This is a genomic window from Variovorax gracilis (assembly GCF_030317115.1).
Classification (GTDB): domain Bacteria; phylum Pseudomonadota; class Gammaproteobacteria; order Burkholderiales; family Burkholderiaceae_C; genus Variovorax; species Variovorax gracilis.
Genome location: NZ_JASZYF010000001.1, coordinates 659,253 through 680,054 on the forward strand (window position 1 = coordinate 659,253; position 20,802 = coordinate 680,054).

17 protein-coding genes and 1 tRNA gene are annotated in these 20,802 nt (G+C 65.8%); 10 read left to right on the forward strand and 8 right to left on the reverse strand.

Translation table 11 applies throughout. The features are described 5' to 3' along the window. Positions 1-25 precede the first annotated feature (25 nt). From QTH97_RS03160 to QTH97_RS03180, 5 genes are all read left to right on the forward strand, one after another. Positions 26-706: a response regulator transcription factor gene (locus tag QTH97_RS03160; RefSeq protein ID WP_286566580.1), complete on the forward strand. Its 681-nt coding sequence runs from the start codon at positions 26-28 to the stop codon at positions 704-706. Next, complete coding sequence (locus QTH97_RS03165) at positions 703-2,121, forward strand: sensor histidine kinase (RefSeq protein ID WP_286566583.1); 1,419 nt, start codon at positions 703-705, stop codon at positions 2,119-2,121. The genes QTH97_RS03160 and QTH97_RS03165 overlap by 4 nt, the downstream gene beginning before the upstream one ends. Before the next feature lie 2 nt (positions 2,122-2,123). Continuing rightward, entirely contained in the window at positions 2,124-2,549 is a 426-nt protein-coding gene (locus QTH97_RS03170) for an RNA-binding S4 domain-containing protein (RefSeq protein WP_286566584.1), read from the forward strand. A gap of 62 nt (positions 2,550-2,611) precedes the next feature. Further along, positions 2,612-3,418 carry a polyphosphate kinase 2 family protein gene (locus tag QTH97_RS03175; RefSeq protein ID WP_286566585.1) on the forward strand — a complete coding sequence of 269 codons (807 nt, stop codon included), beginning with the start codon at positions 2,612-2,614 and terminating at the stop codon, positions 3,416-3,418. A 419-nt stretch (positions 3,419-3,837) separates the two neighbouring features. Further along, positions 3,838-4,455 carry an N-acetyltransferase gene (locus tag QTH97_RS03180; protein WP_286567084.1) on the forward strand — a complete coding sequence of 206 codons (618 nt, stop codon included), beginning with the start codon at positions 3,838-3,840 and terminating at the stop codon, positions 4,453-4,455. A gap of 83 nt (positions 4,456-4,538) precedes the next feature. Here QTH97_RS03180 and QTH97_RS03185 read toward each other — a convergent pair. From QTH97_RS03185 to cysS, 6 genes are all read right to left on the reverse strand, one after another. Further along, positions 4,539-4,631: transfer RNA gene (locus QTH97_RS03185), tRNA-Ser, on the reverse strand. A gap of 23 nt (positions 4,632-4,654) precedes the next feature. Further along, positions 4,655-5,923, reverse strand: coding sequence for an aspartate kinase (locus QTH97_RS03190; RefSeq protein ID WP_286566586.1), 1,269 nt, complete (start codon positions 5,921-5,923; stop codon positions 4,655-4,657). A gap of 87 nt (positions 5,924-6,010) precedes the next feature. Continuing rightward, positions 6,011-6,985 carry a tRNA lysidine(34) synthetase TilS gene (gene tilS, locus QTH97_RS03195; protein WP_286566587.1) on the reverse strand — a complete coding sequence of 325 codons (975 nt, stop codon included), beginning with the start codon at positions 6,983-6,985 and terminating at the stop codon, positions 6,011-6,013. A 13-nt stretch (positions 6,986-6,998) separates the two neighbouring features. Continuing rightward, positions 6,999-7,979, reverse strand: coding sequence for an acetyl-CoA carboxylase carboxyltransferase subunit alpha (locus QTH97_RS03200; RefSeq protein WP_286566588.1), 981 nt, complete (start codon positions 7,977-7,979; stop codon positions 6,999-7,001). A gap of 16 nt (positions 7,980-7,995) precedes the next feature. After that, positions 7,996-8,664, reverse strand: a complete 669-nt coding sequence (locus QTH97_RS03205; RefSeq protein WP_444813361.1) for a DNA-3-methyladenine glycosylase family protein — start codon at positions 8,662-8,664, stop codon at positions 7,996-7,998. Next, positions 8,661-10,037, reverse strand: coding sequence for a cysteine--tRNA ligase (gene cysS / locus QTH97_RS03210; RefSeq protein ID WP_286566589.1), 1,377 nt, complete (start codon positions 10,035-10,037; stop codon positions 8,661-8,663). The genes QTH97_RS03205 and cysS overlap by 4 nt, the downstream gene beginning before the upstream one ends. A gap of 193 nt (positions 10,038-10,230) precedes the next feature. Here cysS and QTH97_RS03215 point away from each other — a divergent pair, with 193 nt between their 5' ends. From QTH97_RS03215 to QTH97_RS03235, 5 genes are read left to right on the forward strand one after another with little or no spacing between them, the layout of a single operon-like run. Next, on the forward strand, positions 10,231-10,812 hold the full coding sequence (locus QTH97_RS03215) for a tetratricopeptide repeat protein (RefSeq protein ID WP_286566590.1): 582 nt from the start codon (positions 10,231-10,233) through the stop codon (positions 10,810-10,812). Positions 10,813-10,864: 52 nt separating this feature from the next. Continuing rightward, positions 10,865-11,446 carry a peptidylprolyl isomerase gene (locus QTH97_RS03220; RefSeq protein WP_444813362.1) on the forward strand — a complete coding sequence of 194 codons (582 nt, stop codon included), beginning with the start codon at positions 10,865-10,867 and terminating at the stop codon, positions 11,444-11,446. Positions 11,447-11,461: 15 nt separating this feature from the next. Continuing rightward, entirely contained in the window at positions 11,462-11,971 is a 510-nt protein-coding gene (locus QTH97_RS03225) for a peptidylprolyl isomerase (protein ID WP_286566592.1), read from the forward strand. An 11-nt stretch (positions 11,972-11,982) separates the two neighbouring features. Beyond that, positions 11,983-12,741: a UDP-2,3-diacylglucosamine diphosphatase gene (locus tag QTH97_RS03230; protein WP_286566593.1), complete on the forward strand. Its 759-nt coding sequence runs from the start codon at positions 11,983-11,985 to the stop codon at positions 12,739-12,741. After that, positions 12,741-13,538: a M90 family metallopeptidase gene (locus tag QTH97_RS03235; RefSeq protein WP_286566594.1), complete on the forward strand. Its 798-nt coding sequence runs from the start codon at positions 12,741-12,743 to the stop codon at positions 13,536-13,538. The genes QTH97_RS03230 and QTH97_RS03235 overlap by 1 nt, the downstream gene beginning before the upstream one ends. A 39-nt stretch (positions 13,539-13,577) precedes the next feature. Here the strand turns inward: QTH97_RS03235 and QTH97_RS03240 are convergent, their stop codons facing one another. Both QTH97_RS03240 and QTH97_RS03245 read right to left on the reverse strand, forming a co-directional pair. Then, entirely contained in the window at positions 13,578-16,424 is a 2,847-nt protein-coding gene (locus tag QTH97_RS03240; RefSeq protein ID WP_286566595.1) for a DUF349 domain-containing protein, read from the reverse strand. Positions 16,425-16,515: 91 nt separating this feature from the next. Further along, a complete protein-coding gene (locus QTH97_RS03245) occupies positions 16,516-20,328 on the reverse strand; it encodes a DUF748 domain-containing protein (protein ID WP_286566596.1) in 3,813 nt (1,270 codons plus the stop codon). Between the last annotated feature and the right edge of the window lie 474 nt (positions 20,329-20,802).

Genomic DNA, 20,802 nt, shown 5'->3' on the forward strand with positions numbered 1-20,802 from the left:
TGGGGTAAACACCGAAAATCGCGAGATGAAGCTGCTGCTAATCGAAGACGATCCGTCGATGCAAACCACGCTGCAGCGCACGCTCGGCCGCCGCCAGATCGACGTGCGCATCTGCGGCGATGGAGCCCTGGCGCTCGACCAGTGGCGCGAGCTGGAGCCCGATGTGGTGGCGCTGGATCTCAGCCTCCCGCATCTTGACGGCCTGCAGGTGCTGGCCCAGGCGCGCGCCGCGGGGCTGCGCACGCCGGTGCTGCTGCTGACCGCGCGAGGCACGGTGGGCGACCGCGTCGTCGGCCTGAATGCAGGCGCGGACGACTACCTGCCCAAGCCCTTCGACCTCGACGAACTCGAGGCCCGCATCCGGGCATTGAACCGGCGCCACCAGAACGCGGGCCCTGACTCGCTGTCGCGCCCGCAAGTCGTCGGCGGCCTTCGCTATGAACCCGACAGCGGAGCCATCTATCACCGCGCCGACGTGCTCGAACTCACGCCGCGGGAACTGGCACTGCTGACCGCCCTGATGGTCAAGCCCGGCCACGCCGTGTCGAAGGAGCGCCTGTTCGAACTGGTGTTTCCGAGCGAGATGGACGTCCAATACGAAGCCGTCGAAGTCGTCGTCTACCGACTCCGAAAGAAGCTGGCGGGCACGGGCGTCACGCTGATGACCCTTCGCGGCCTCGGCTACCTCCTGCGCGAAGAGACATGAGGCGCATCTCGTCGCTGCGTGCGAGGCTGCTGCTCGGCATCCTCGCGCCGGTTGCGCTGTTCATCGTGATCAACAGCGTGAGCCTCTACCGGCAGAGCCTTGCGGCCGCGACGACCGCCTACGATCGCACGCTGCTCGCCTCGGCGAAGACCATCGGCGAGCAACTCGACGTGGAGGGCTACGACGAGGCGGCGTCGCTCCGCGCCATCGTGCCCTACTCGGCGCTCGAGGCCTTCGAAGCCGACAACCAGAGCCGCATGTACTACCGCGTCTCCGCGCAGGACGGGGAGATGATCTCCGGCTTTGCAGAGCTGCCCTTCTGGCACGGAAGGCTCCCGAATCGGCCGCCCTACGCCGCGCTGGTGGATTTCTACGACGCGGAATTCCGCAACATGCCGGTGCGCGTGGCCGTCCTGCTCCAGCCGGTCGCCGGCGCACACGGCCGGGGAATGGCCGTGGTGCAGGTCGCGGAGACGATGGAGTTGCGCGAGACGCTTGCACGCAAGCTGCTCATCGACACGCTGTGGCGGCAGCTCGTGTTGCTGGCCGTGATCGCCGGCGTCACGGTGCTTGTGGTGCAGCGCGCGACCCGTCCGGTGCGCGAGCTCGGCGAAGCGATCGCGGCGCGCGCGGCCGACGATCTCTCGCCCATCGAGGCACCCGAAGCGCCTCGCGAACTCCTTCCCTTGATCGACGCCACCACCCAGGTGATGGGACGCCTGCGCCGGTTGCTGGACCACCAGAAGCGCTTCGTACGGGACAGCGCGCATCAGTTGCGCACCCCGCTCGCCGTGCTCAAGGCGCAGGTCCAATCCGCGCGCCGCGGGGACGTGCCGGCCGCACAGGCCTGGGGCGAAATCAGCGAGACGGTCGACCGCGCAACCACTCTCGCCAACCAGATGCTGTCGCTCGCCAAGGTGGAGCAGTTGCGCCAGCAGCCCGAATCCGTGGCGCTCGACCTCGGCGAGACAGTGCGCGACATCGCACTCGACCTCTCGCCGCTCGTCGCGGACAAGGCGCTCGATTTCGAACTCTCCACCGCGCCGTCGCCGGTACGGGTGCTTGCTCACCGCTGGATGCTGCAGGAGCTCACGCGCAACCTGCTGCACAACGCCATCAAGCACAGCCCGCGCGGCGCGGCGCTCGTCGTGCGAGTGGAGGCGGACGGCGCGGCGGCCGTGCTCACGGTCAGCGACGCGGGCCGCGGCATCTCCGACGAACTGCGGCAGCGGCTGTTCGCCCCTTTCGCGGCGGGCGATGTCGCGAGCGGCTCCGGATTGGGCCTCGCGATCTGCCACGAGATCGTGCTGGCACTGGGCGGAAGCATCGCTCTCGACAACAGGGAATCCGGCGGACAGATCGTCGGGCTCGATGCCGTCGTCAGCCTCCCTCTCGCGCGCGACAATCGGCAGTGAACATGGATCGCCTTCGCATCGACAAATGGCTCTGGGCCGCGCGCTTCTTCAAGACGCGGTCGCTCGCCGCCGACGAGATCGGCAAGCACCGCGTGCAAGTCAACGGCGACATCGCCAAGGCCTCGCGCGAGGTCAAGGCAGGAGACACCGTCACGATGCGGCTCGGGGCGATCACGCGCACCGTGCTCGTGCGTGGAATCAGCGGCCAGCGCGGACCGGCGCGCGTCGCACAACTGCTATACGAGGAAACCCCGGAAAGCGTGGCCGCGCAGGCCGAGGCGCGTGAACAGCGTCGCCTGGGCAGCGAACCGGCCCTGAGCATCGAACAGGGGCGCCCCACCAAACGCGACCGGCGCGACCTCGACGACGCGCGGCGGGGAGGCTGGGACAACCGCTGGAGCGCCTCGCTGGACCCCGACGAGAAGTAGGCGTGGCGAAGACGGCGCCGCAATCGCTTACCCTGCGGTTTTGCGCAAGGAGCCTCCACCCCATGGCCAGCTTCAAGAAATTCCGCGTCGACGGCAAGTTCCAGCTGTCGAAGGTCGATCCCGCGAACTCGCCCTTCCTGGAAGGCGACGAGGCCGAACAGCGCGAACAGCTCGACGCGCTGGCGATCGAACTCGACGAACTGCAGAACCTCCTGCACGCCGAAGGTCGGCGCAAGCTGCTGCTGGTGCTGCAGGGCCTGGACACCAGCGGCAAGGACGGCACGATCCGATGGGTGTTCTCCCGGACCTCGCCGCTCGGCGTGCGCGTGACCGCTTTCAAGGCACCCAGCAACGACGAACGCGCGCACGACTTCCTGTGGCGGTGCCACGCCGTGGTGCCGCGCTCCGGTGAGATCATGGTGTGGAACCGGAGCCATTACGAAGACGTGCTGGTGCCCGTCGTCGAAGGCTGGATCGACAAGGCCGAGACGAAGCGCCGCTATGCGCACATCAACGATTTCGAGCGGCTGCTCACCGAGACGGGCACCGTCGTCGTCAAGTGCATGCTGCACATCAGCAAGGACGAGCAGCGCTCGCGCCTGCAGGCCCGGGTCGACGACCCGGGCAAGCACTGGAAGTTCTCCATGGACGACCTCGCGGTACGCAAGAAGTGGGATGCCTATCAGCGCGCCTACGAAAGCGCGCTCACGGCCACGTCCACCCCTGATGCGCCGTGGTACGTGGTCCCGGCAGACAGCAAGCGCCATCGCAACCTGATGATTGCCCAACTGCTCGTCAAGACCCTGAAGGAAATGAAGCTCAGGACACCCTCTTCGGATCCGGCACTCAAAGGGCTGGTCGTGGAATAGGCAACGCCCATCGGCATCATAGAAGCCGCGATGCGCCGCACGCTCGAACTCTCGTTCTGCTCCCATTGGCGCATGGAAGCGGGCCGCGGCACCCCCATGCAGTTCCCGCGAGGAATCCATCACGGTTCTTGATCGCTGCAACAAGGACTAATCTGATGGCAGCTCAGGCAGTGAGTGACTAGACTCCTGGCCATGCTGTCACTCACCATCGCCCTCAGTCGTTGCGCCGCGCGCGAGCGCTGCGTCGCGGTCATGGTGTCGTGCGCGCTGCAGCCGGACCAAGATTCCTAGGCCCGGCGATCCGCTTCTTCTTCCCTTTCAGCGCAAACCATCGATCGCCGGGCCCCCCAAGCCGCGCACTAGCGACTGGCCCTCGGGGGTCGGCTCGCGCTCGACTGGAGAAGCTCGTGACACTCACGATGCCCAATTTCGATCTGATTCCCCCCTGGCTGTCGCGCCTGATGGAACTGCGCATTGACGTCAGCCATGATCCCAAGCGCCTGGACGGCGAGATGGGCGCGATTCACGACCGCATCCGCACGCCCGGCGACCCACTGCACGGCATACCGCAGATTGGGATGAACGACCCCGACCTCGTCATTCGCCACCGCGAGGCCGACGGCGAGTTCTACGTCTACGTGGAGGACATTCGCCGCAAGCAGTTGGCAGGCTATACGGTGTTCAACCGGCTCATCGAAGTGCCACGCCGCACCGATCGCTATGTCAGGGCACCGCATTCCAAGTACGACCCGCACTACCAGCGCCGGGGTCTGGCAACGGCGATCTACCGGTGGGGGCTGGACGCGGGGCTTTGCCTGCTGACCGGTGCACGGCAGTCGCCCGGTGCGCATGCGCTCTGGCATTCACTGGCACGGCACTACCAGTTGGGGTATGTGGACTTGCGGGAGAAGACGCTGACCTACCTGGGCCGCGAAATCGCGCCTCAGGTATTGGATGAGCTTCCTACGCGGATGCTCCTTCTGGGGAGAGGCTGGACGATCGACAAGTTCTCGGCAGCTACCGGGATGCGCTACTAAGGAGAGGGACGCAAAAAAGCCCCGGCTGGCGGGGCTTTTTTTGGGCTTTTGACTCACCGATGAAGTGATCTGGAAGCCAATCCTGGCGGAACCGGAGGGATTCGAACCCTCGATGAGGCTCTACACCCCATACTCCCTTAGCAGGGGAGCACCTTCGGCCACTCGGTCACAGTTCCTGAGCCGTCTATTATGCCACCCTTCAGGCGGCCGGCTGATCCAAATCGAAAGCTTTGTGCAGCGCGCGCACAGCGAGTTCCATGTATTTCTCGTCGATCACGACCGAGGTCTTGATCTCGCTGGTGGAGATCATCTGGATGTTGATGCCCTCCTCGCTCAGCACGCGGAACATCTTGCTCGCGACGCCGACGTGGCTGCGCATGCCGATGCCGACAATGCTGACCTTGCAGATCTTGGTGTCGCCCACGATGTCGGCCTCGCCGAGCGTCGGCAGCACCTTGGCCTTGAGCAGGTCGACCGCCTTCGCGTAGTCGTTGCGGTGGACGGTGAAGCTGAAGTCGGTGCGTCCGTCCTTGCTCAGATTCTGGATGATCACATCGACTTCGATGTTGGCGTCGGCGATGGCGCCGAGGATGTGATACGCGATGCCCGGCTTGTCAGGCACGCCAAGCACCGAAATTTTGGCTTCGTCGCGATTGAACGCAATGCCGGATACGACGGCTTGTTCCATGTTTTCGTCTTCCTCGAAAGTGATCAGCGTGCCGGACTTGGCTTCTTCGTTGATGTCGATGTCCCAGGGCGTGAAGCTCGAGAGCACGCGCAGGGGCACCTTGTACTTGCCTGCGAACTCGACCGAGCGGATCTGCAGCACCTTGGAGCCCAGGCTCGCCATTTCGAGCATCTCCTCGAAGCTCACCGTGGTGAGGCGTCGCGCGTCCGGTTCGACGCGCGGGTCGGTGGTGTAGACGCCGTCGACGTCGGTGTAGATCAGGCACTCGTTGGCCTTCATCGCAGCGGCGATGGCGACCGCGGAGGTGTCGCTGCCGCCACGACCCAGAGTCGTGATGTTGCCGGCCTCGTCCACGCCCTGGAAGCCGGTGATGACAACCACCTTGCCGGCATCGAGATCGGAGCGCACGCGCTCGTCATCGATGCTCTCGATGCGTGCCTTGGTGAAGGCGCTGTCGGTCTTCACCTGGACTTGCCAACCAGCGTAGCTGACGGACGGGAGGCCTTCGGCCTGAAGCGCGATCGCCAGCAGCGCGGACGACGCCTGTTCGCCGGTGGACGCCAGCATGTCGAGTTCGCGGTTGTGGTCGTCGCCGAACTTGCCGGAAGCGAGTTCCTTGGCCAGGCCGAGCAGGCGATTGGTCTCGCCGCTCATGGCGCTCGGAACCACGATCATCTGGTGGCCGGCGCGCGCCCACTTGGCCACGCGCTTGGCGACATTCCGGATGCGCTCGGTCGAGCCCATCGACGTGCCGCCGTATTTATGAACGATCAATGCCATGGGTGAAGTCAAAGAGAAGAGTTCGGGCGCCGCAATGCCGACGTCCGTGCGCCCATCGAAAGCCGACTTCAGCGCAAAGTCCGAGGGCTACGACAAGGGCGGGGCATTGTACCAATGCAGCGCGTCCCCCTCGCGTTCGACCCTGCCGGCAGCGATCTTGAGGTTGATGCGATGGCCACGTGTGGTGCATGCGGCGATCTGGTCGAGGAGTTGCTCGAGCTGTGCTTCGCTCGGCACGGCACCATGATCGCGCTTGAGCCAGTGGCGCAACGCATTGGCCAGACGCTCTCGAGGCAAGACGCGCAAGACGGCCAATCGGGGGGGCGAGCCTGCCCCTGCCAAGTCCATGGAGCCAAGTTCGGCCAGCAGGGCCGATGCCTTCGCGGCATTGCGTGCCGAGCGCGCAAAGGTTTCGCGGAATTGCGGCAGCGCAGCAGCCATCGCCGGAAGCACCAGCTCGCGAATGCGGTTGCGCGTATATCGCAGGTCGTTGTTGCTCGGATCGTCGATGTGGGGCGTACCGCTGGCTGCAATCCAATCTCGCAACGCGCTGGCATGGATGTCGAGGAGCGGGCGATGGAAGTGCACGCCGTGTCGCCGCATCTGCCGCGGCATGCCGGCCAGCCCGTCGAGCCCGGCGCCACGGCTGAGCGCAATCAGCATCGTCTCGACTTGATCGTCGACATGCTGCGCCAGCGCAACGTGTTGCAAGCCCTGCGCCTGGGCGAGCCCTGCCAGCGTTGCATAGCGCGCGCGGCGTGCAGCGTCTTCGGGGCTCTCGCCAGGCGAATGACGGGCGTCCACACGCCCCACATGCAGCGGAACATCCAGCAGCGCGCAGGCAGCCGCACAGTGCGCCTCGAAGTCATCCGCAGCATGCTGGAGGCCGTGGTGCACGTGCAGTGCATGCACCTGCCCCGGCCAGCGTCGCGCGGCCGCGTGCAGCAGTGCGGTCGAGTCGGCCCCACCGCTGTAGGCAACGCCCAGCGGCAACGGAGCCGCCCAGGATGCCAGTGCATGGGCGGCGGGATTTTCCATCGGGAACAGCGCAGAGCAGGCCATGGCCTGCCCGGCGTCACTTGCCGCTGTCGGCCTTGGTGTCGGCGAAGCGGCCGTAGCTTTGCAGCCGCTCGTAGCGGCGATTGAGCAATTCCTTGACCGACAGGTCGCTGACCTGACGGAAGGCATCGTTCAACGCGCGCTTGAGGAATGCGGCCATTTGCCGGTGATCGCGGTGCGACCCGCCGACCGGCTCGTTGACGATCTTGTCGACCAGACCCAGCGCCTTGAGACGGTGTGCCGTGATGCCGAGAGCATCGGCGGCTTCCTGCGCCTTGTCGCTGGTCTTCCAGAGAATGGACGCGCAGCCTTCGGGGCTGATCACGGAGTAGACCGAGTACTGCAGCATCAGCACCTGGTCGCCCACGGAGATTGCAAGCGCGCCGCCGGAGCCGCCCTCGCCGATGATGGTCACGATGATCGGCACCTCGAGCTGCGCCATCTCGAAGATGTTGCGGCCGATGGCTTCCGACTGGCCGCGCTCCTCGGCATCGATGCCCGGGTAGGCGCCGGGCGTGTCGACGAAGGTGAAAACCGGCAGCTTGAACTTCTCGGCCGTCTTCATCAGCCGGAGCGCCTTGCGGTAGCCCTCGGGCTTGCTCATGCCGAAGTTGCGCGCGGTGCGCTCCTTGGTGTCGCGGCCTTTCTGGTGGCCAAGCACCATGCAAGGCGTACCGTTGAAGCGCGCCAAGCCCCCGACGATGGACAGATCGTCCGCAAAGTGACGGTCGCCGTGCAGTTCGACGAAATCCGTGAAGATCTCGTTCACATAGTCGAGCGTGTAGGGGCGCTCCGGATGCCGGGCGATCTTGGTGATCTGCCAGGGTGTCAGGTCGCTGTAGATGTCCTTGGTGAGCTGAAGGCTTTTCTTGCCCAGCTGATCGATTTCTTCCGAGATGTCGACCGCGGATTCGGTCTGGACATAGCGCAGTTCTTCGATCTTGCTTTCGAGTTCAGCAACGGGCTGCTCGAAGTCGAGGAAGGTTCGTTTCGCCAACGTCTTCTCCTGTTATTCAGTATGCGACCGGTAGCGGGTCGAGCGATCTCCAAATATACCAAGTCGCCACGCTGCAGTAAGGGGCCCAGGCAACGGCCACCTCGCGCGCATCGCTGCGGCTGACGGGATCGCCCGAGAAATAGTTCTGACTGATGCCGTTGATCAGGCCGAGGTCGTCCAGAGGCAGCACATTGGGCCGCATCAGGTGGAAGATCAGGAACATTTCGGCGGTCCAGCGGCCGATACCGCGAATCGCGATCAGCTCCGCGATGATCATCTCGTCGGACATGTTCTCCCACGCGTCGACGTGCACGGCGCCCGAATCGAAATGAAGGGCCAGGTCGACGAGGTATTCCACCTTGCGAACCGACAGGCCGGCCGCGCGCATGTCGTCGACCTTGAGTTTGAGCACGCTGGCCGGCGCCATCCTGCGTGGAAGCTTGGCAAAGCGGTCCCAGACGGATTGAGCCGCCTGCACCGAAACCTGCTGCCCCACGATGCTGCGCGCCAGCGTGGTGAAGGCATCGCCGCGCGACTCGAGGCAGGCGTCGCCGAAGCGCGGAATCAACCGCTTCATGACGCGGTCCTTCTTGGCGAGGTGCTTGCAGGCTTCTTCCCAGTAATCGGGCGTGAAGACCTGGACCAGCGGCTCCTTGGCCACGGCTGTCGTTCTCGCCGCGTTCACTGGGCCGACGTCCAGGTCGTGCCCGTGGGCGAGTCCTTGAGCACGATGCCCTGCGCGAGCAGGTCATTGCGGATACGGTCGGCCTCGGCGAAGTTCTTTGCGGCCTTGGCATCGGCTCGCTGCTGGATCAGCGCCTGGACGGACGCCTCGTCCAGCGTCGCTCCCGCCTGCAGGAAACCCTGCGGGTCACCCTGGAGAATCCCCAGGCAGGCGCCCAACGCCTTCAGCAGGCCGGCCGAGTCGGGCGACTTCGTCCGGTTGACCTCGCCGACCAGGTCGAACAGCACCGCCACGGCTTCGGGAGTGCCGAAGTCCTCGTCCATCGCCGCCTTGAAGCGGGCCGCGTACGCATTGCTCCAATCGATCGTCACTGGAGCGGGCGCCACGAGATGCAGCGCGGTATACAGGCGCTTCAGCGAATTGCGTGCATCGTCCAGGTGCACGTCGCTGTAGTTGAGCGGGCTGCGGTAGTGCGCGCGCACGACGAAAAACCGGATGGTCTCGGCGTCGTACTTCTTCAGCACGTCGCGGATGAGGAAGAAGTTGCCCAGGCTCTTGGACATCTTCTCGTCATCGATGTTGATGAAGCCGTTGTGCATCCAGGTGCGTGCCAGCGGCTTGCCGTTGGCACCCTCGCTTTGCGCGATCTCGTTCTCGTGATGCGGAAACTGCAAGTCCGCCCCACCGCCGTGGATGTCGAGGGTTTCGCCGAGAAGCTTGCACGCCATGGCCGAGCACTCGATGTGCCAGCCGGGGCGGCCCGGACCGAATTCGCTGGCCCACTTCACCTCTTCGGGCTCAGTAGGCTTGGCGCTCTTCCAGAGGACCGGGTCGAGCGGGTCGTCCTTTCCGTCCAGAACGGCGACGCGCTCGCCGGCATGGAGTTCGTCGAGTGTCTTGCCGCTGAGCTTGCCGTAGCCGGGGAACTTGCGCACCGCGTAGTTCACGTCACCGTTCGGCGAGCGGTAGGCGAGGCCCTTTTTCTCCAGCGTCGCGATCATCGAAAGCATCTGCGGAATGAACTCCGTCGCGCGGGGCTCGTGTGTAGGCCGTTCGATGCCCAGCGCGTCGGCGTCCTCGTGCAGTGCAACGATCATGCGATCGGTGAGCGCACGGATGCTCTCGCCGTTCTCGACGGCACGGCGGATGATCTTGTCGTCGATGTCGGTGATGTTGCGAACGTAGTCGACCACGAGGCCCGACGTCCTGAGCCACCGCTGCACCACGTCGAACGCGATCATCGAGCGCGCATGGCCCAGGTGGCAGTAGTCATACACCGTCATGCCGCACACGTACATGCGCACCCTGCCAGGTTGCAGAGGAGAAAATTCCTCCAGTTCACGCGAAAGCGTGTTGTAGATGCGAAGACTCATGGGCTCGGAAAACGTCGGTTCGCGCGCGTGCAAGAACGGGCGAAGGACGCTATTTTTTCAGGGGTGGAAGTGATGTTGCAACGAGGACCTTGACGTGGGCCCTCGGCTACAATCCTGCGCATTGTAAACGGCCACCGGCGGATATTTTCTTCGTGTTTACGAAGGCCCGCATCCCCCTTTCTCTCGAGGCTTCATGAAGCACGCCGCTTTCCCGTTCTCATCCCTCCTCCGAATTTTCCCGGCCCTGCTGCTGGCGCTCGTGGTCGGCGCGGCCCATGCCGACGATTATTCCGACGTCAACGCACTCCTGCGCCAGGGCAAGGCGGACGAGGCGCTGACAAAGGCAGATGCCTACATCGCCGGCAAGCCGCGCGATCCCCAGATGCGCTTCCTGCGCGGCGTCATCCTGACGGAGCAAGGCAAGCAGGCCGAGGCGACCGCAGCCTTCACGCAGCTCACCCAGGAATTCCCGGAGCTGCCCGAACCCTACAACAACCTGGCCGCGCTGTATGCCGCACAAAGCCAGTTCGACAAGGCTCGTTCCGCGCTCGAAATGGCGATCAAGCTCAACCCCGAATACGCCACGGCGCACGAGAATCTCGGCGACGTCTACGCTCGTCTCGCCGCCCAGTCCTATGGGCGGGCGCAGCAACTCGAAGCCGGCAACACCACGGTGCCTCCAAAGCTCGCGCTGATCCGCCAGATGTTCAGCACACCCACGGCCAACGCGCTGCCCCCGGCGACGTCGGCCGCCCGCAAGCCCGTGCGCCAATAAGCCACGTTCAGACCGCGCCGTGGCGCATCTCTTTCTCGAAAGCGATCCTCTCGTGACACTTCAAGCCTTTTCGCGCCGCACGGCGCTGGTCCTGGCCACGGCGCTGGCCCTCGCAGGCACCGCCAGTTGGGCGCAGAACGCGCCGCGCGTGAAGCTCGCCACCTCGGCCGGCGACATCGTGATCGAACTGGCGCCCGACAAGGCACCGAAGACGGTCGACAACTTCCTGCAGTACGTCAAGGACAAGCACTACGACGGCACGGTGTTCCACCGCGTCATCGACGGCTTCATGATCCAGGGTGGCGGCTTCACCTCCGACATGAAGCAGAAACCGACGCGCGCGCCCGTGCCGCTCGAAGCCGGCAACGGCCTCAAGAACGACAAATACACGGTCGCGATGGCGCGCACTTCCGACCCCAACTCCGCCACGTCGCAGTTCTTCATCAACGTCGTCGACAACGCCCGCCTCAACGCGCCCAACCCGGACGGCTACGGCTACACCGTGTTCGGCAAGGTCGTCTCCGGCACCGAGGTCGTCGACAAAATCCGCGCCGCGCGCACGGGCAACAAGGGCGGAATGTCGGACGTTCCGCTCGAAACCATCACCATCCAATCCGCCACCCTGGCGAAGTAATCCGAAGGAGCCCTCATGAGCAACCCCCAAGTCGAACTGCACATCAAGGACAAGGGCGTGATCACGCTCGAACTCGATCAGGACAAGGCGCCCAAGTCAGTCGCCAACTTTCTGGAGTACGTGACCAAGGGACACTACGACAACACCGTGTTCCACCGCGTCATCCCCGGCTTCATGGTGCAGGGCGGCGGTTTCGAGCCCGGCATGTCGCAAAAGCCGACCGGCGCCGAGATCCAGAACGAAGCCAACAACGGCCTCAAGAACGACAACTACACGGTCGCGATGGCACGCACCAGCGCGCCCCACTCCGCCACCGCGCAGTTCTTCATCAACGTGGCCGACAACGGCTTCCTGAACCACACCGCGCCGTCGGCGCAGGGCTGGGGCTATGCCGTGTTCGGCAAGGTGATCGACGGCAAGGACGTGGTCGACAAGATCAAGGCCGTCAAGACCGGCCGCAAGGGCTTCCATGACGACGTGCCGCTCGAGGACGTCGTGATCGAGAAGGCCGTCGTCAAGAGCTGAGTCCGCGCACCGTGGCGTTCGCCGAGATCGTCGCTCCTGCAGGCTGGCGCACGGTCGACCTGATCTCCGACCTCCATCTGCAGGCCTCGGACGCGGCAACCTTCGGTGCCTGGCAGGGCTATCTCGAGACCACGCCGGCCGACGCGATCTTCATCCTCGGTGATCTGTTCGAGGTCTGGATCGGCGACGACGCAGCCACCCTCCCCGGCTTCGAGGCGCAATGCGCCGAGGTGCTGCACACGGCGGCCGCGCGCCGTCCGATCTACTTCATGCACGGGAACCGAGACTTCCTTGTAGGCGCAGCGTTCGCGGCCCAATGCGGGCTGACGCTGATTGAGGATCCCACCGTGCTGGCGCTGCACGACAGGCGCTGGCTGCTCAGCCACGGCGACGCACTCTGCCTCGACGACACGGATTACCTCCGGTTCCGGGCCCAGGTACGGACGCCAGCCTGGAAGGAAGCCGTTCTCGCCCGGCCGATGGAAGAGCGTCGCGCACTGGCGCGCTCCGTGCGCGCACAAAGCGAGGACCGCAAGCAAAGCCCCGGCATGGTCTGGGCCGACGTCGATGCAGACGCCGCGCGCGACTGGCTGCGCCAGGCCAACGCGACCACGCTCGTCCATGGCCACACCCACAAGCCGGCCACGCACTCGCTGGGCGACGGCCTCGATCGCATCGTGCTGAGCGACTGGGACGTCACCGCCCACCCGGCGCGTGCGCAGTTGCTTTGCATCTCCAGCGCCGGCGCGAAACGCGTCGACCTGCGCTGATGTTCTCCTGGTTGCGCAGCCTGCGCGCGCCGCCCCGAATCCCGGACGCCGCCTGGCATGCGACCCTCGCACGCTACCGCTTTCTCGGCGAACGGCCGGCAGCGGACGTGGAGCGCCTGCGTCAACTCGCCGCGGAATTCCTGCGCGACAAGCGCTTTCACGGTGCGCACGGCTTCGTGATTACCGACGAAGTCGCGCTGGCAGTGGCGGCGCAGGCCGTGCTGCCCGTGCTGCACCTCAAGGGCGGACTCAACTGGTACGACGATTTCGTCGGGATCGTGATGCACCCGTCCGAAGCCGTTGCGGTCCGCAAGACGACCGACGACACCGGCGTGGTGCATGAATACGAAGAGGTCGTTGCCGGCGAGGCCATGGACCGCGGCCCGGTGATGCTGAGTTGGCAGGACGTGCTCGCAAGCAGCGTCACGCGAGCCGAGGGCTACAACGTCGTGATCCATGAGTTCGTCCACAAGATCGATCTGCGCGGCGGCGGTGCGTTCGATGGCTGCCCGCCCCTGCCGCCCGGCTTCCGGGGCACCTCGAGTTCGCGGGACGCACGCGCCGCGTGGTTTGCAGTGCTGCAGCCGGCCTACGACACTTTCCGCGAGCAAACCATCTTGGCGGAACGCTTCGGCGGGGAGCCTCCTTGGCTGGACGACTACGGCGCACAATCGACCGGCGAATTCTTCGCGGTCGCCTGCGAGGCCTACTTCGTGAATCGCGCCCGACTGCAAGCCGACTTCCCGGCACTGGTGTCGCTCTTCGACGAGTTCTTCACGCCGACGGACAAGGCGTGATCGGCGGCCTGCCCGAAGGCAGACCGACCCTCTTCAAATTTACTTCCGCAGGAGCGCCTTCAGCGCGTTTTGCAGGCGACGTGCCGACGCCGCATCGTGCGGTGCCGCCAGCACCTTGCCGGCATCCTGACCCCAGGTCTGAGCCGGCGCCGGATCGCCGCGTCGCGTCAGGAGCTTGAGTTGCAAGGCACGGCGCGCTTCGAGTTGTTCGGCTGGCGTGGGCACTTCCGCCGCCATTTCGAGTCGCAGCAATGCCTCGGCCGCGTCGTTCGCCTGCGCCGACGGAGCAGAACCCAAGGCTTGCGACCAACCGGTGCGAACCGCCGGGGTCACGGCACGGCCGAGTTCCTGGACGCTGGGCAGTTGCGCCGCATCGCGCTTCTCCCATGCACCGAGCACCTGCGTGAGCGCTTCGCCGTGGGCCTGCGCCGCGAGCTTGCGCAGCGCGAGGTCGGCGCGCTCGAGCGCTTCGCGTTGCGCGCGGAACGCCGCATCGCCCAGACGCGGACCGCGGTCCTCGAAGCGCGGCGGACGGTCGCCAAAGCGTCCGCCGCCGGCGGGTGCGCCGCGATCGCCTCGGTCACCAGGGCGTGGGGGCCGCTCGCCGGGTCGACCACCGGGCGCGCCGCGGCTGTCACGGCGATCTCCAAACTTGCCGCCGCGGCCGGTCGGTGCGGGTTCGGCCTTCTTGTTCCCTGGGCGGTCATCGCCACGCACCGCGATCACTGGTTTGGGGGCGGGCTTCGGAGGCGCTGTCGGCGCGGGAGTGGATTCCGCCGCTTCGGCGTCGGCGCGTGCCGACGGGTCCGCGCCGTCCGCGGGCGCGACCAGATCGTCGGCAGGCGCCGCGGCCTCGGCCGGCACGCCGGCAGGCGCAGCCCCGGCATCCTCGGGCGCGGGCGACTGTCCGGCGCTTTCGCCGAACTCGGCCGCGGCCTGACCCGGGGCGACCACTTCCGTGGCACCCACGGCGGGGCCGTCGGCTTGCGCAGCCTGGGTCGGCTCCGCCGTCGCAGACTTCGGTGCCGGCGGCGGCACTTCGCCACGCATCGCGGCTTCCAGTTGCGCCACAGCGGCGCGGATCTTCTGCGCGTCACCGGTGTTGTTGGCTGCTTCGAGCGCCTTGGATGCGTTCAGCACATGGCGATCGTGCTCGCTCATCGCTGACGAGGCCTTTTCGCGCTCCGCGCTCTTGCGATTGAAAGCCTCGTCGATCGGGGCGCGGAAGGCATCCCACATCTTCTGTTCGTGACGGCGATCGAGCGGCACCGACTGCGCTTCCGCCTGCCAGCGTTGCTGCAGCGCCTTGACTGCGTCGATGCGCAGCACCGGCGCAGCACCGAGCTCGGTCGCCTCGGCGATCATGGCCTGGCGACGCTCGACGCTCGCCTTCTGAGCGGCCTCAAAAGGCGTACGCGCGGCGCCAAACACTTCATTCCATTGCGCTTGCAGTTCTGCAAACACCTTTTCGCCGACATGGCCTGCATCACGCCAGCGATCGGCGAACTGGTGCAGTGCGCGGTTGTGCGCCTTCAGGTCCGATGCCTGCGCATGCTCTGCCGCCCAGGCCTTCACTTCCTCAATCAGCGCGACACGCTGGGCGCGGTGCTCGGCCGCGTCGGCCCGGACCTTTTCGAGCCAGGCCTCGACCACCTTGTGGGCTTCGTTGCATGCTTCATCGAAGCGCTTCCAAAGGGCGTGGTTGGGCACGCCACCCTGATCGGACTGTTTCCACTGCTCGCGCAGGCTGCGCAAGGTTTCCTGCATCTTGCGACCGCCGAGGGCCTGGCCCTCGGGACGCTTCAACAGGCCTTCGGCCTTGGCGACCAGTTCTTCGCGAACCTTGTCGGCGCTCCAGCGCTGCCAGCCTTCGAGTTCGCCGGCGGCGACCAGGGCCGCGTGCACACGGGCTTCGAGCGCAGCGTCGACCAGTCGGCCGTGCTCCTTGAGCACCGCACGCAGCGCAGCGGCCGCTCCCGCACTCGCCTTGCCGTGGCCTTCGGCGGTTTCCTGCTCGAGCTTGGCCAGCGCGGCCTGGACGGCGTCCTGCGCGGCCGCCCGCTTTTCAGGATCGACCTTCGGTGCCGCAGGCTTCTGCGCCGCGGGCGGTGCAGCCTCGGGCGCACCGCCTCGCGCGATACGGAGTTCATCCGCCCACACCGGCACGGGGGGCAGCGGCGCGGCGGCATCGGCCGCAGCGGACTGGGCCTGGGCCAGTGCGCCATGGAATGCGTCGGACACTACCAGCAGTTGCGCCTTGGAGGATTCGAGCTGCGGCGCGAACCTCGCGTCGAGGCTGCTCCAGTTGCCGTCGGCGATGATATCGGCGGCCTGTTGCTGCCAGTGCGCAACGTCGGCGCGCAGGGCTTCTTCGGCGGCCTGGGCGTCGCGCCAGCTCTTCGTTGACAGCACCTCGAAGCGCTGCGCCAGCAGCACGGCGGCCTCGCGATGGACTTGTGCGCGGTGCTGCAGATCCTCGATGCCCTTGACACGTTCGGCGAGCCGCAGCTTGAACCCTGCGAGCGGCTCGCGCGACAAGGGCGCCCCCGCCTTGGCGGCATCGCGCTGCCAGGCGAGCGCGTCGGCGATGTTGAGCTTGGGCTGCGCCAGCAAAGCCTCTGCCTTGTGCGTCCACTCGACCGCAATGGCCTCCTGGTCCTTGGCACGCCGGAGTTCGTCGAGCTTTTCGCGCAGCGGGCGCGCAGCCCCCTTGTCGCGGCCGCTCATTTCCTTGAACACGTCCTGCACGCGCTCGGGCGCCGGGTTGCTCGCGAGCCATTCGCGGATGCGCTGCGCACGCTCGCCGGAAGTGGGCGCAGTGAACGCGCCCCCGGTCAACGTGTCGAGGGACTGGATGTCGTGAGGCTTGGAGGAAGTTGAAGTCACTGCGCGAATGTCGTTATCTGTAGAGAAAAAGCGAAGGCGCCGGCATTTGCCGGCGCACCGCCCCATTTTCACCGACTTGCGGCTGCCTGGATCAGCGGGTGGCCAGTTTCAGTTCGGCACCTGGTTTCCAGTTGTCGCCTTCAGCCTTGGTTCGCACCGCGCCGAGGAAGAGCCGCTCGCTGGGCAGCTTCTGCTCCAGGAGGTAGTCGCGCACCGCAGCGCCACGATCCACCGCCAACTGCCGCATCGACTCCTCGTCGACGGGGATGCTGGCCAGCAACAAATCCTCCATCTCGTTCGTGGGCAAGTCCTTGGCCAAACCGACCATGTTGCGCGGCTTCTTGACCTCGGAACGCTTGTAGACGGCCGCCAGCAGCGCCGGGTATTCGGCATCGGTCAGGGGCTGCACCTCGGCAGCATCTTCGCCCGCACGGACTGAAGCCCGGCGCTTCTCCGCCTGGGCAAGCCGCCGCAGTTGCTGGCGCTGGTAGGCCTCGCGCTCCTTGTCGAGACTGGACATGCCGATCACCGTCATCCGGAGGCTGGGCCGGTCGGTGAGCGCCTTCGCGACCTTGTCGAGGTTTTCCTTGGCTTCGGACGAGAGTTCCGAGCTGCCCGGCGCGAAGCCGACCACGCTCGACTCCCCGCCACCGCCGAATCCGCCGGTCAGGAGCGCGAACGGCGCGGTGGCTGCCTTGGCAATCAGGTTGAGGATCGCCTTGAGGATCAGCGGACCGATGCTGAACTGCGGATCGTTGATCGATCCCCTGAGCGGCAGGTCGATGTCGATCACGCCGTTCCGATCCGCCAGCAGCGCCACGGCCAGGCGCACCGGCAGGCTCGCTGGAGCGCCCTCGACCTGCTCGCCGAACTGGAGCTGGTTGAGGATCACCCGGTTGGACGCCGTCAGCGTGCCGTCCGGCGCGATCTTGTAGTTGACGTCCATGCTCAGCTTGCCGCGCTCGATGCCGTGGCCGGCGAAGCGCACCGAATAGGGCGAGAGCGGCGGGAGATCCAGCTCGCGCATCTTGGCTGTGATGTCCAGTTCGAGCGGCTTGACCAGCGGGTTGAGCTTGCCGGTGATCTCGAGCGAAGCGGTCTGTTGCGCCTTGCCGCGCAGTTCAAGATCCGCCAACGCGGGCTTGTCGCCCTGCGGCTTCGACGAAAACGCGCTGAGCTTGCCGGTCAGTTCGGTCAGGTCGGCCGAATAGTTGGGCTTGATGAACAGGTCGGAGAAGTCGATCTTCCCGTTCACCAGGCTCATCGGGCCGAAATTGATGATCGGAGCCGGACCCGAGGGCTCGGTCGCTGGCGCCGCCGCGACAGGAACAGGCTTCGCAGGCTCGGCCGCGCCGCCGACCATCAGTTCGGCCGGCGGTGGCGGCGGTGCAGTTCGCGCCCCGGCAGCCGGACGCCGGCTGGCGGTCGTCGTGGTCGTGCCGCCGAGGCTGCGCTTCGTCGTGACCTCGGGCGTCGTCGCGTCGACCGCCGCGGGGGCTGCCGGCTCCCCGGGCTTCTTGACCAGATAGAGAAGATTCAATTTGCCGGTCGGATCGATGATGATGCGCGCATAGAAGTCGGTCAGCGCGGTCTCGCGCACATCCACCGCCAAGGGGGCGCCCGGTTCCAGTTTCACTTGAACACCCCGCAAGCCCAGGGTCTTCCAACTCAGCAATTGATTGTTCCGCGACAGGCCAGGCGCCTGGGTCAGCACGACGCTGTTGGCACGGAAGTCGTCCACGGCGGTGTCGCCGGCCAGCCGCACGCTCATGCCCGCGGGCAAGGTCGCGAACTTGACCGTGCCGCGATAGCTCGCAAAAGCGCGGCGAATGTCGATGTTGAGCGCATCCGCGTAATAGGCCTTGAAGGCGTGAGCCGGAATGGATGCGACCGTCAGCTTGCCTTCGGCCGAAACGGGCTTGAGCACGACGTTGCCGTCGTATTCGAATCGCCCCGGCTCGGCGCGGCCGGCGGCGATGCGCCCCGACAGCTTGAGCGGCGACACGGTGGCGGTGTTCGGGGTGATTTTCTGCGCCTTGACGTTCAGGGCGCTGAGTTCGAAGGCCACCGGCGTGGCGCTCGCGTTGTCCTCATAGGAGAGCGCGCCGTTGTCGACGGCCACCGTCCCGATGGAAAGCTCCCAGGGCTTGGTGTTTGCACCTGCGGGCGCCTGGGCGGCGTCGGGGTCCTTGGGCGCCGCGACCTTGGCGTCTGCCGTGCCGCTCTGGCTGCCGCCCGGAGGCGCCTTCAGCCAGCGCTCGAACATCCAGCGCTTTTCGTTGTCACGCTCGATCCGCACCTTCGGGTTCGTTGCCGTGAACGAGGCGATGGCGAGAGTGTGCTTCGTCATGTCCGCTTCAGCGTCGGCGATTTCGAAGCGACCGACGCTCGCCAGGGCGGTCTTGGCCTGCGTGAGCGCCAGCCCCTCCGCCACGACGCTGCGCGCCTTGAGCTTGAGGTCGGGCTTCGCCCACGCGACCTCTATCTGGCCGCTCAGCTTGCCGTCCAGCGTGGGTTCAAGGCTCTGGGCCAGGTACGGCGCAGCGAGCGACAGGGGCAGCGAAGCCACTTCGGTCTGCACCTGGGCGGCCTTGTCGGTCCCCTCCCCGCTGAACTTGACTGCCGCTCCGCCGACGGAGGTCGAGCCGTTGAACTGTGCCGGCTTGTCCATCGGCCAGGTCAGGGCGCGGACTTCGACGGCGAGGTCCTTCACGTCGATTGCCGCGGCCGGCTGGGTGGTCTGGTCTCGCCAACCGACTGCGCCACCTGTCAGCGCCACCTTGTCGACCTGGATGCGCCAAGGCTGAGGCTCCGCGGGCTTGGGCGCCGCGTCGCCATCGGGACTGGAGGCGGGAAGGGTTGCCGCCTTTTCCTGAGCACCGGTGGCCTTGTCCGTCGCCAGCAGATTGAGTCGGCCTCCCGCGTCGCGCGCAACAACCAGGTCCGGCCCGGCCAACGCCACCTCGCTGAGGTGCACGACGCGTTCCAGAGGCCTGATATCCGCCAGGACGACCTTGAGCGAATCGAAGCCAAGCAGGTCGCGCGCCTTGGAATCGACCACCTGGATGCCATGCGCGCCAATCGTGCCGGTGATCTTGAGCCCCGTCGTGGCCGCCTGCTCGAAATCGACCTTGATTTCGGCATCCAGCTTGCCCGCCTTCAACGCGACCGGCAAGCCGCCCGGGATGTAGCCCAAATAGGGCACGAGGTCGAGGTCCTGAAAGCTCAATTGGGCATCGGTCTTGCGGTTGTCAGCGAACGGCGTGGTGGACGCGGCCGAATCGAACTTGCTGCCGTTCAGGACAAAAGCCAGCCTGGGCTCGGTCTTGACCTCTCGCTGGGATGCCAGGTTGCTGAGGAAGGGGACGTTGAGGACGAAGTCGCGAAGCTCGTGCGTCCGTTTGACCGTCTGGTCCTCGAAGTTGACCGAGCCGCCCGAAATGCCGATGTTGTAGATGGCAAAGCGCGGCGGCTCGCTCTTCGGCGCGTCCGGCTTGGGCGCCAGCTTGGCGAGGATGTCGTCGATGTCGTACTTGCCGTCGGCCAGGTGCGTCAGCTGAATCGCCGGCGAATCGATGGTGACCGCATCGATCACGGGTGCCAGGCGCAGGATCGATTGCAGTTCGGCATCGACATAGATTCGACGGATCGCCACTTGCGGCTGGCTGCCGTCCGCCGTGGCGATGCGCAGGTCGTTCACCGCCAGTTCGAGCGTCCATGGCTTGAAGTCGATCTTGCCGACCGTCACTTGGCGACCGAGCTTCTCGCTGGCGATTTTCTGGATCTGGCTCTTGGCGATCGGCGGGACGGCCAGCCAGGCGATGACCCAGACGACCAGCAGGACGAGCAGCGTCACGACCCCGCGCCGCACCCATCTATTCTTTTTCAGCGAAGCAGCATTCATCGACGGGGAGTGTGCCCCAAACGCCAATGGCTTCCCAGAAGCAAGAAAGCCCGGAGACCCGACGGAAAGTCCGGTCTCCGGGCTCGATGGCGGACGCAACGCCCATGCCATCTTTTCGCTCGACCGGAAGTTCAATCGTTCCGGTCATGCTGGCAGCAAGAGATTGCCACCGTTGGGCCTCAGCCGCTGAACCGTTGGATTGCTCCTCCGGCCACTGGACCTTGGTGAAACACCTGAAATGCTCAGGCCCCCTCAGCCTAGGCGCGTGGCAAAGGGATTGCAAATGAGGTTTTCAATGGACCCTTGCGCGCCGATTCGTGAACTAATTCGAACATTTATTACATCAAAATTAGAATAACAAACCAAATTCTTATTCTTGACCGGATATTAGGGCACTTCTAGAATGCCAGCAACCCTGAGCCGCCCGACGCGGTCAGGCTCACAGATCCGCTGCCGAGTTCCACCGGCTTAGAT

Coding starts and splice junctions, on each gene's coding strand:
- QTH97_RS03160 (WP_286566580.1), top strand. CDS start 26: ATGAAGCTGCTGCTAATCGAAGACGATCCGTCGATGCAAACCACGCTG.
- QTH97_RS03165 (WP_286566583.1), top strand. CDS start 703: ATGAGGCGCATCTCGTCGCTGCGTGCGAGGCTGCTGCTCGGCATCCTC.
- QTH97_RS03170 (WP_286566584.1), top strand. CDS start 2,124: ATGGATCGCCTTCGCATCGACAAATGGCTCTGGGCCGCGCGCTTCTTC.
- QTH97_RS03175 (WP_286566585.1), top strand. CDS start 2,612: ATGGCCAGCTTCAAGAAATTCCGCGTCGACGGCAAGTTCCAGCTGTCG.
- QTH97_RS03180 (WP_286567084.1), top strand. CDS start 3,838: ATGCCCAATTTCGATCTGATTCCCCCCTGGCTGTCGCGCCTGATGGAA.
- QTH97_RS03190 (WP_286566586.1), bottom strand. CDS start 5,923: ATGGCATTGATCGTTCATAAATACGGCGGCACGTCGATGGGCTCGACC.
- tilS (WP_286566587.1), bottom strand. CDS start 6,985: ATGGCCTGCTCTGCGCTGTTCCCGATGGAAAATCCCGCCGCCCATGCA.
- cysS (WP_286566589.1), bottom strand. CDS start 10,037: ATGAGTCTTCGCATCTACAACACGCTTTCGCGTGAACTGGAGGAATTT.
- QTH97_RS03215 (WP_286566590.1), top strand. CDS start 10,231: ATGAAGCACGCCGCTTTCCCGTTCTCATCCCTCCTCCGAATTTTCCCG.
- QTH97_RS03225 (WP_286566592.1), top strand. CDS start 11,462: ATGAGCAACCCCCAAGTCGAACTGCACATCAAGGACAAGGGCGTGATC.
- QTH97_RS03235 (WP_286566594.1), top strand. CDS start 12,741: ATGTTCTCCTGGTTGCGCAGCCTGCGCGCGCCGCCCCGAATCCCGGAC.
- QTH97_RS03245 (WP_286566596.1), bottom strand. CDS start 20,328: ATGAATGCTGCTTCGCTGAAAAAGAATAGATGGGTGCGGCGCGGGGTC.